This is a genomic window from Streptomyces sp. NPDC057654 (assembly GCF_042800135.1).
Taxonomy (GTDB): Bacteria; Actinomycetota; Actinomycetes; order Streptomycetales; family Streptomycetaceae; genus Streptomyces.
The window spans coordinates 1-8,115 of record NZ_JBHVHQ010000361.1 but is presented as its reverse complement, the minus strand read 5'-3'; the positions used below and the strand labels follow the sequence as shown (position 1 = coordinate 8,115).

The following is an 8,115-nucleotide window of genomic DNA, read 5'->3' as shown; positions in this document are numbered from 1 at the left end:
GCGCACCATGGCGGCGGACCTCGTCGCGAGCGAGATCGCGCGGCTCGACGGCCGCCTTCCGGATCTGGACGACAAGGAGCGCGCGGAGATCACCCAGACCGTCCGCCGGGTCGTCGACAAACTCCTGCACGCGCCCACCGTGCGGGTCAAGCAGCTGGCCGCGACGCCCGGCGGCGCCGGGTACGCGGACGCGCTGCGCGAACTCTTCGACCTCGACCCGCAGGCGGTCGCCGCCGTCAGCCGGGCGGACACGCGGTCCGACAGGCAGAACACAGCACGGGAGCGGGCATGAACGACACCTCACTCACGGCGGCCGCCGACACCCGGCCGCTCCGGCTGGGCACCCGGCGCAGCAAGCTCGCCATGGCCCAGTCGGCTCAGGTCGCCGAGGCGGTGCGCGAGCTCACCGGGCGCGCCGTGGAGCTCGTCGAGATCACGACGTACGGCGACACTTCGCGCGAGCACCTCGCGCAGATCGGCGGCACCGGCGTCTTCGTCTCCGCGCTGCGCGACGCGCTGCTCGCCGGTGACATCGACTTCGCCGTGCACTCGCTGAAGGACCTGCCGACCGCCGAGCCGGAGGGGCTGGTGCTGGCCGCGATCCCGGTCCGCGCGGACCCGCGGGACGTGCTGGTCGCCCGCGACGGGCTCGACTTCGAGTCGCTGCCGCCGGGTTCACGGGTCGGCACCGGCTCGCCGCGCCGGATGGCGCAGCTGAACGCGTGGGCGCGCTCGCTCGGCCGGGACATCGAGACCGTGCCGATCCGCGGCAACATCGACACCCGCATCGGGTATGTCACCGGCGGGGAGCTCGACGCCGTCGTGCTGGCCGCGGCCGGCCTCATCCGCAGCGGCCGGATCGGGGAGGCGAGCCAGTTCCTGGCCGCCGACTCGATCCTGCCCGCCCCCGGCCAGGGGGCTTTGGCAGTCGAGTGCGTGGCCGACGAGGTCGGCGGCGCCCCCGGACTCGCCAGTGTGCTCGCCGAGCTCGACGACCCGTTCACGCGGGCCGCCGTGACCGCCGAGCGTTCCCTGCTCGCCGCCCTGGAGGCCGGCTGCTCCGCACCCGTGGGTGCGCTGGCCGACCTGCAGGCCGACGGGCAGGCTGTCACCGAAATGCGCCTGCGCGGCGTCGTCGGCTCGACCGACGGCTCGACGCTGGTGCAGCTGTCCACCACCGGTCCCGTTCCGGCCTCCAGCGACGCAGCCTCGGCCCTCGGCCGCGAACTCGCCGCCGAGATGCTGGCCAAGGGTGCGGCCGGTCTTATGGGGGAGCGAGCACTTTGAACCCCACCGCCCCTAATCACCCCCCGCACGGGCACGTCACCTTCCTGGGTGCCGGTCCCGGAGATCCGGGACTGCTGACGCTCCGAGCCGTGGAGGCACTGGCGGCAGCGGACGTTCTGATCGCCGATCCGCCGGTACTCGACGTGGTACGCGCTCATGTGCGCGCCAACGTGACCGTGGAGAGCCACGGCATGCCTGCTCAGGCGGTAGCTGATGGCTCATCAAATACCGCCGAGGTCCCGGTTCTTAGGGACACCGCCAATCTTGTCATGGGGGCGGCGAGGAGCGGCAAGCGGGTCGTCCGTGCGGTCGTCGGCGACCCCGGTCTGGACGGCAACGCCGCCGACGAGATGCTGGCCTGCGCCGCCGAGGGCGTCACCTTCGAGGTGGTGCCGGGCGTTGCCAACGCGGTGGGCGTGCCCGCCTACGCCGGGGTGCCGCTGCACGACGCGAGCGGCGCCGACGTCCGGTTCCTGGACGCCCGTACCGCCACCGACCGGTGCTGGGCGGAGGTCGGCGCGAGCGAGGTGACCGCGGTGGTCACCGCGACTCTCGACACCGTCGCCGCCGTCGCGAACGAGCTGATCTCGGCGGGCCGCAAGCCCGATACGCCGATGACCGTCACGGTCGCAGGCACCACGACGCGCCAGCGCACCTGGTCGGTGACGCTCGGCTCGGTGGCGCAGACGCTGAAGGCCGCGAAGGTGCTGCCGTCGCCGAACGGCGGGCAGCCCGTCATAGCCGTGGTCGGCGAGCGCAGCGCGGCCGCGCAGCGCGACCGGCTCTCGTGGTTCGAGTCCAAGCCGCTGTTCGGCTGGAACGTCCTCGTGCCGCGTACCAAGGAGCAGGCCGCATCGCTCTCCGACCAGCTCCGCTCGTACGGCGCCGTGCCCAGCGAGGTCCCGACGATCGCCGTCGAGCCGCCGCGCACCCCGCAGCAGATGGAGCGCGCGGTCAAGGGCCTGGTCACCGGGCGCTACGAGTGGATCGCCTTCACCTCGGTCAACGCGGTCAAGGCGGTGCGCGAGAAGTTCGAGGAGTACGGGCTCGACGCGCGCGCCTTCGCCGGGATCAAGGTCGCGGCGGTCGGCGAGCAGACCGCCAAGTCGCTGGTGGACTTCGGCGTCAAGCCGGACCTGGTGCCGAGCGGCGAGCAGTCGGCCGCCGGGCTGCTGGAGGACTGGCCGCCCTACGACCCGGTCTTCGACCCGATCGACCGGGTGTTCCTGCCGCGCGCCGACATCGCCACGGAGACCCTGGTCGCCGGGCTGATCGAGCTGGGCTGGGAGGTCGACGACGTCACCGCCTACCGGACCGTACGGGCCTCCCCGCCGCCCGCCGAGACCCGCGAGGCGATCAAGGGCGGCGGCTTCGACGCGGTCCTGTTCACCTCGTCCTCGACCGTGCGGAACCTGGTCGGCATCGCCGGCAAGCCGCACAACGTGACCGTGATCGCCTGCATCGGCCCGGCCACCGCCAAGACCGCCGAGGAGCACGGGCTGCGCGTGGACGTCATGTCGCCCGAGCCGTCGGTGCACAAACTGGCCGCGGCGCTCGCGGACTTCGGGGCGGCGCGGCGCGAGGCCGCGCTGGAGGCCGGCGACCCGGTCACCCGGCCGAGCGAGCGGCGGCCCGGATCGCGTAGGAGGGCACGGAGTTGAGCATGAACTACGGAAGTTTCCCCGGGTCGCGCCCGCGGCGGCTGCGCACCACGCCGGCCATGCGCCGGATGGTCGCCGAGACGCGGCTGCACCCGGCCGACCTGATCCTGCCCGCCTTCGTGCGGGAGGGCGCCGCCGAGCCGGTGCCGGTCGCCTCCATGCCGGGCGTCGTCCAGCACACCCGCGACAGCCTGCGCAAGGCCGCGGTCGAGGCCGTCTCGGCGGGCGTCTGCGGGCTCATGCTCTACGGCGTGCCCGAGGAGAAGGACGCGGTCGGCAGCCGGGGCACCGACCCCGAGGGCATCCTCCAGGTCGCGATCCGGGACATACGGGCCGAGGTCGGCGACGACCTGGTGATCATGTCGGACCTCTGCCTGGACGAGTACACCGATCACGGCCACTGCGGCGTCCTCGACGCGCGGGGCCGGGTGGACAACGACGCGACGCTGGAGCGGTACGCCGAGATGGCGCGCGTCCAGGCCGACGCGGGCGTCCACGTCGTCGCGCCCAGCGGCATGATGGACGGCCAGGTCCGGGTCGTCCGTGAGGCGCTGGACGGCGCGGGCCACCAGGACGTGTCGATCCTGGCGTACACCGCCAAGTACGCGTCCGCGTTCTTCGGCCCGTTCCGGGAGGCCGTCGCCTCCTCGCTGACCGGCGACCGCAAGACGTACCAGCAGGACCCGGCCAACGCGCGGGAGTCCCTGCGCGAGCTGGCGCTGGACATCGAGGAGGGCGCCGACATGGTCATCGTCAAGCCGGCGCTGCCCTACCTCGATATCCTGCGGCAGGTCGCGGACGCGGTGGACGTGCCGGTCGCCGCGTACCAGGTCTCCGGCGAGTACGCGATGATCGAGGCCGCCGCCGCCAACGGCTGGGTCGACCGCGACCGCATGATCATGGAGACCCTCGTCGGCGCCAAGCGCGCGGGCGCGAACATGATCCTCACCTACTGGGCGACGGAGGCCGCCCGGCAGCTCTGAGGCGGCTGAAGCCCTTACGCGCCACAGCCCACGACGGTCCGGCCGTCGGGGGCTGTCGTGTGCGTACGGGCCTCCGCGTACGGGCCTCAGCGGGCCGCGGCGAAGGCGGCGCGCGGCGCCGGGCCGTTGAGGAGGAAGGCGGTCGGGGCGAGGACCGCCGCGCCCGCGATCTGAAGCGCGATGAACCACGCCGGGAGCGCGCCGGGGATCAGATCGATCGCGACGATCGCGACCGGCACCGCCACCGAGATGATCCGTACGCGCAGGAACGCCGAGCGGGAGCCGCGGGCGGCGAGGCCGGTCAGCCAGTACGCCACGGCCGCGCTCGCGAGCACGCCGCCCGTCCGGCCCCACATGAACGCCGTCGGCTCCTTCCCGGCGGCGGCGAGGACGGCGTCCACGACGAGGACCACGACGCCGAGCGCGCCGTAGCCCGCGACGAACTTCCGCGCCGTGCCGAAGGTCTGCTGAATCTGCGGATCGCTGGTGTTCATGGTTCCCGATTCCCTTGTGTGCCCTTGTGTGCTGTGCGCCGGTCGGCGTGGTCACGACGCTAGGGAGCGCGTCGCGGGCCGGGTATGGGCCTGGACGCCGGGAGGGGTGGGGCCAGACCCACTCCCGCGCCGATCCGGGGGGTCCGCGGCCGCGCGCCGTGCACAGTGGAATCGCGAAGCCGCACCGGCGGGTTCCGAGGACGCGAAGAAGAGGGAAGTGTCATGCGACAGGTGGTGTCGTGGGCGGCCGGCGCCTGCGCGGGGTTCGTGCGGGCCTGCGCCGTGACGGCCGTCAGCATGCTGGTCCCGGCCGTATGGGCGGCCGCCGCCGCGCTGTGGATCTGGTGGGGCGCGGGCCCGTGGTCGTGGATCTCCGAACTCGTCTGGGCCGCCGTCGGCACGCTGCTGCTGTCGCGCCCGGTCTGCCGGATGTTCCGCGCCCTCGTCGCGAAGTGGACGGGCACCGTCGTCCCGGCCGGCTACCGGCGGGCCGAGCCGGTGGTGCGACTGTCCACCGGGTACTGGTGGAACGGCTTCTCCTACGAGCGGACCCGCCGCGACGCGCTCCAGGACCAGCGGCTGCGGCTCCGTTGGCGCGACCCCGCCACCTGGCGCGACCTGCGCTTCACCGGCATCGCGCCGCTCACCGCGGGGCTGGTCGCGGCCGTGCCGCCCGCCGCTCTCGCGGTGGCGGTCCTCGGGCTCGTACGGCAGTCGTCCACTGCTCTCCTCGCCGGGGCGCTCGGCCTGGCCGTGGCCGTCGCCTCCGCCCCGTACGCCTGGCGGCTCGCCGAGCCCGTGGCCGTACGCTTCCTGCGCACGCCGCCCGCCGCGGCGCTCGCGGACCGGGTGGCGGAGCTGACGGCCCAGCGCGCGGACACCACGGTCGCGCAGGCCGCCGAGATCCGCCGCATCGAACGGGACCTGCACGACGGGGCGCAGGCCCGGCTCGTCGCGCTCGGCCTGTCGCTGACCACCGCGGAGAAGCTGATGGAGAGCGACCCCGAGCAGGCCCGGGAGCTGATGCGGCAGGCGCGGACGGGCGCCGCCGCCTCGCTGACCGAGCTGCGCGAACTGGTCCAGGGCATCAGCCCGCCGGTCCTCGGCGACCGGGGGCTCGCCGACGCGGTACGGGCGCTCGCCCTGGACAGCCCGCTGGAGACGGCCGTCAGCGCCGACGTCCGGCTGAGCCTGGAGCCGCCCGTCGAGTCCGCCGTGTACTTCGCGGTCGCCGAACTGCTGACCAACGCGGCCCGGCACGCCCGCGCGCGCCATGCCTGGATCTCCCTCGCGCGGGACGGCGGCGGCAGCGGCGTTCTGGTCGTCGACGTCGAGGACGACGGCCGGGGCGGCGCGGCCGTCCGGGAGGGCGGCGGGCTCGCGGGGCTGCGCCGCCGGCTCGCGGTCTTCGACGGCACCCTGGAGATCACCAGCCCGGCCGGCGGCCCGACCCGCATGAGGATGATGGTGCCATGCGAATCGTTGTAGCCGAGGACCTCTACCTGCTGCGCGACGGCATGGTCCGCCTCCTCCAGGCGTGCGGGCACCAGGTGGTGGCGACGGCGGGGACCGGGCCCGAGACGCTCGCCGCGCTGCTGGAGCACCGGCCGGACGCCGCCGTCATCGACGTCCGGATGCCGCCGTCCCAGTCGGACGAGGGGCTGCGCGCGGCGCTGGCCGCCCGCGCCCGACTGCCCGGCCTGCCGGTCCTGATCCTCTCGCAGTACGTCGAGCAGCTGTACGCGCGCGAGCTGCTGGCCGACGGGGCCGGGGGCGTCGGCTACTTCCTCAAGGAGAGTGTCTTCGACGCCGACCAGTTCACCGACGCCCTGGAGCGCGTCGCCGCCGGCGGCACCGCCATGGACCCGGTCGTCATCGCCAAGCTGCTGGGGGGCGGGGCGTCGACGCGGCGGCTCGGCGCTCTCACCGAGCGCGAGCACGCCGTGCTGGGGCTGATGGCCGAGGGGCTGTCCAACCAGGCGATCGGCAAGCGGCTGTTCCTGAGCGAGAGCGCCATCAGCAAGTACACGACGTCCATGTTCGGCAAGCTGGGCATCGCCGACGACGCCGCCGGCAACCGCCGGGTCCTGGCCGTGCTCGCCTATCTCAACCAGCCCTGATCCGCTTCTGCGGCGGGCGGTCTCACAGCGCGCGGGCGATGGCGCGGATGAAGTCGCGGGAGCGTGCCCGGTCCAGGGCCATCTCCTCCATCCGGTCCAGCAGCGCCTGGTAACCGGCGAGCTGAGCCGCCGCGTCCAGCAGCGCCGGACCGTGCGGCTGATCCAGCTGCACGGTGTCGAGCTGCGCCACCGGCCCCGACGCGTACAGGATGGTCTGCCCCGCGCCCGGGAACTCGCCCCGCTCGAAGGGGATCGCCAGCAGCCGTACGTTCTCCCGTTCGCTCATCTCCACCAGGTGGCCGAGCTGGGCGCGGGTCGTCTCCAGGCCGCCGAACCGCATGCGCAGAGCGGCCTCGTGGACGATCGCGGTGTACGGCATCGGGGTGCGGCGGTGGAGGACCCCTTGGCGTTTCATGCGGTGCGCGACCCGGTGCTCGACCTCTTGGGGCGTCAGCGTCGGCACTCCCTGTCCGAAGATGACCCGCGCGTGGTCCGCGGTCTGGAGGAGGCCGGGCAGGAGGGAGGTCTGCGCGGTGCGCAGCTCCACGGCGTGGTGCTCGATCTCGGCGAGGTCGAGCAGCCCCCGCGGCAGCGAGCCGCGGTACTCCTCCCACCAATGGCGGGTGCGGCTGCCCGTAAGGGTGGTGAGGGCGTCGATGAGCTGACGGTCGGCGCAGTCGTACGTGTGCGCCAGCGCGCGCAGCCGCTGCGTGCTGACCCCCGCCCGGCCGGACTCGATGTTGCTGATGCGGGCCTGGTCGGCGCCGAGCAGCGCGCCCGCCTCCGAGGCCGTCATGCCCGACCGCTCGCGGAGCTTGCGGAGTTCTGAGCCCAGGCGCTGTTGGCGAGCCGTGGGGGCGGTCCTCGGTGGCATCGACCTTCTCCCTCGTCGCGCACAGTCTGGCGGCGCGACCCCCCGAGGGTCCATCGGGTGCATGTATTTTCCGGAAGGTGCGGCCCACACGCACCGGGCTGGCTTACGGTGTGTGTCACTTCGCTCACGCTAGGGAGGCGCGTATGAGTTGTGCGCCGGAGCCGTACGAGGCCGGTCCGCCCGAAGACTGGGAGTACACCCTCCAGGTGCCGCGCGACCCGCTCGCCCCCTGCATCGCGCGCCGGACGCTGCGCACCATCTTCGAGGAGCACGGCTTCTCGGAGTACGCCGACACCGCGGAGCTGCTGACCTCCGAGCTCGTCACCAACTCCTACCGGTACGCCGACGGGCCCGCGTCCGTGCGCGTACGGCGGGACGGGGAGCGGGTGCGGGTGAGCGTCTGGGACGCCAACCCGAAACTGCCCGCCCTGGCGACGGGCGAGCAGTCGGCGCCGCCGCCCGTGGACGTCGAGCGGGGGCGGGGGCTCGGGCTGGTGCGGCTGTGCGCCGACAGCTGGGGCGGCTTCTCGCTGCGGGACCAGCAGCAGGGGCTGGGCGGCAAGATGATGTGGTTCGAGCTCGGGGGCGGCGTTCCGGGAACGACGTCCGCCGAGCCCTTCGCGGGGTGAGACACCCGCACCGGGCAGAAGCGGGGGCGATTGCGCGGTGCGGGTGCCTCCGTGGGCGGTTGTGCGC

8 protein-coding genes and 1 pseudogene are annotated in these 8,115 nt (G+C 73.7%); 7 read left to right on the top strand and 2 right to left on the bottom strand.

The features are described from left to right. The 4 genes and pseudogenes from ACFU99_RS24410 to hemB form a co-directional block, all read left to right on the top strand. Nucleotides 1-292, top strand: a pseudogene (locus ACFU99_RS24410) (glutamyl-tRNA reductase); the annotation flags it as partial. Beyond that, nucleotides 289-1,287 (top strand): hydroxymethylbilane synthase, encoded by a 999-nt coding sequence (gene hemC, locus ACFU99_RS24405; RefSeq protein ID WP_384395342.1) that lies wholly within the window; start codon nucleotides 289-291, stop codon nucleotides 1,285-1,287. The pseudogene ACFU99_RS24410 and the gene hemC, both read left to right, overlap by 4 nt. Continuing rightward, a complete protein-coding gene (locus tag ACFU99_RS24400; RefSeq protein ID WP_384395340.1) occupies nucleotides 1,284-2,948 on the top strand; it encodes a uroporphyrinogen-III synthase in 1,665 nt (554 codons plus the stop codon). The genes hemC and ACFU99_RS24400 overlap by 4 nt, the downstream gene beginning before the upstream one ends. A 2-nt stretch (nucleotides 2,949-2,950) precedes the next feature. Continuing rightward, the gene (gene hemB, locus ACFU99_RS24395; RefSeq protein ID WP_384395339.1) at nucleotides 2,951-3,931 is read left to right on the top strand and encodes a porphobilinogen synthase; all 981 of its coding nucleotides are present in this window, start codon (nucleotides 2,951-2,953) and stop codon (nucleotides 3,929-3,931) included. Between the two features lie 86 nt (nucleotides 3,932-4,017). Here hemB and ACFU99_RS24390 read toward each other — a convergent pair whose 3' ends face one another. Then, nucleotides 4,018-4,425 (bottom strand): hypothetical protein, encoded by a 408-nt coding sequence (locus ACFU99_RS24390; protein ID WP_384395336.1) that lies wholly within the window; start codon nucleotides 4,423-4,425, stop codon nucleotides 4,018-4,020. Nucleotides 4,426-4,647: 222 nt separating this feature from the next. Here ACFU99_RS24390 and ACFU99_RS24385 point away from each other — a divergent pair, with 222 nt between their 5' ends. Both ACFU99_RS24385 and ACFU99_RS24380 read left to right on the top strand, forming a co-directional pair. Then, nucleotides 4,648-5,913 carry a sensor histidine kinase gene (locus ACFU99_RS24385; protein WP_384395334.1) on the top strand — a complete coding sequence of 422 codons (1,266 nt, stop codon included), beginning with the start codon at nucleotides 4,648-4,650 and terminating at the stop codon, nucleotides 5,911-5,913. After that, nucleotides 5,898-6,545, top strand: a complete 648-nt coding sequence (locus ACFU99_RS24380) for a LuxR C-terminal-related transcriptional regulator (RefSeq protein ID WP_384395333.1) — start codon at nucleotides 5,898-5,900, stop codon at nucleotides 6,543-6,545. The genes ACFU99_RS24385 and ACFU99_RS24380 overlap by 16 nt, the downstream gene beginning before the upstream one ends. A gap of 22 nt (nucleotides 6,546-6,567) precedes the next feature. On the opposite strand, the gene ACFU99_RS24375 is transcribed toward ACFU99_RS24380, so the two are convergent. Continuing rightward, on the bottom strand, nucleotides 6,568-7,419 hold the full coding sequence (locus ACFU99_RS24375; RefSeq protein ID WP_384395332.1) for a helix-turn-helix transcriptional regulator: 852 nt from the start codon (nucleotides 7,417-7,419) through the stop codon (nucleotides 6,568-6,570). Nucleotides 7,420-7,562: 143 nt separating this feature from the next. Between ACFU99_RS24375 and ACFU99_RS24370 the strand changes: the two genes are divergently transcribed. After that, complete coding sequence (locus tag ACFU99_RS24370; protein WP_384395330.1) at nucleotides 7,563-8,048, top strand: ATP-binding protein; 486 nt, start codon at nucleotides 7,563-7,565, stop codon at nucleotides 8,046-8,048. Nucleotides 8,049-8,115: the final 67 nt, after the last annotated feature.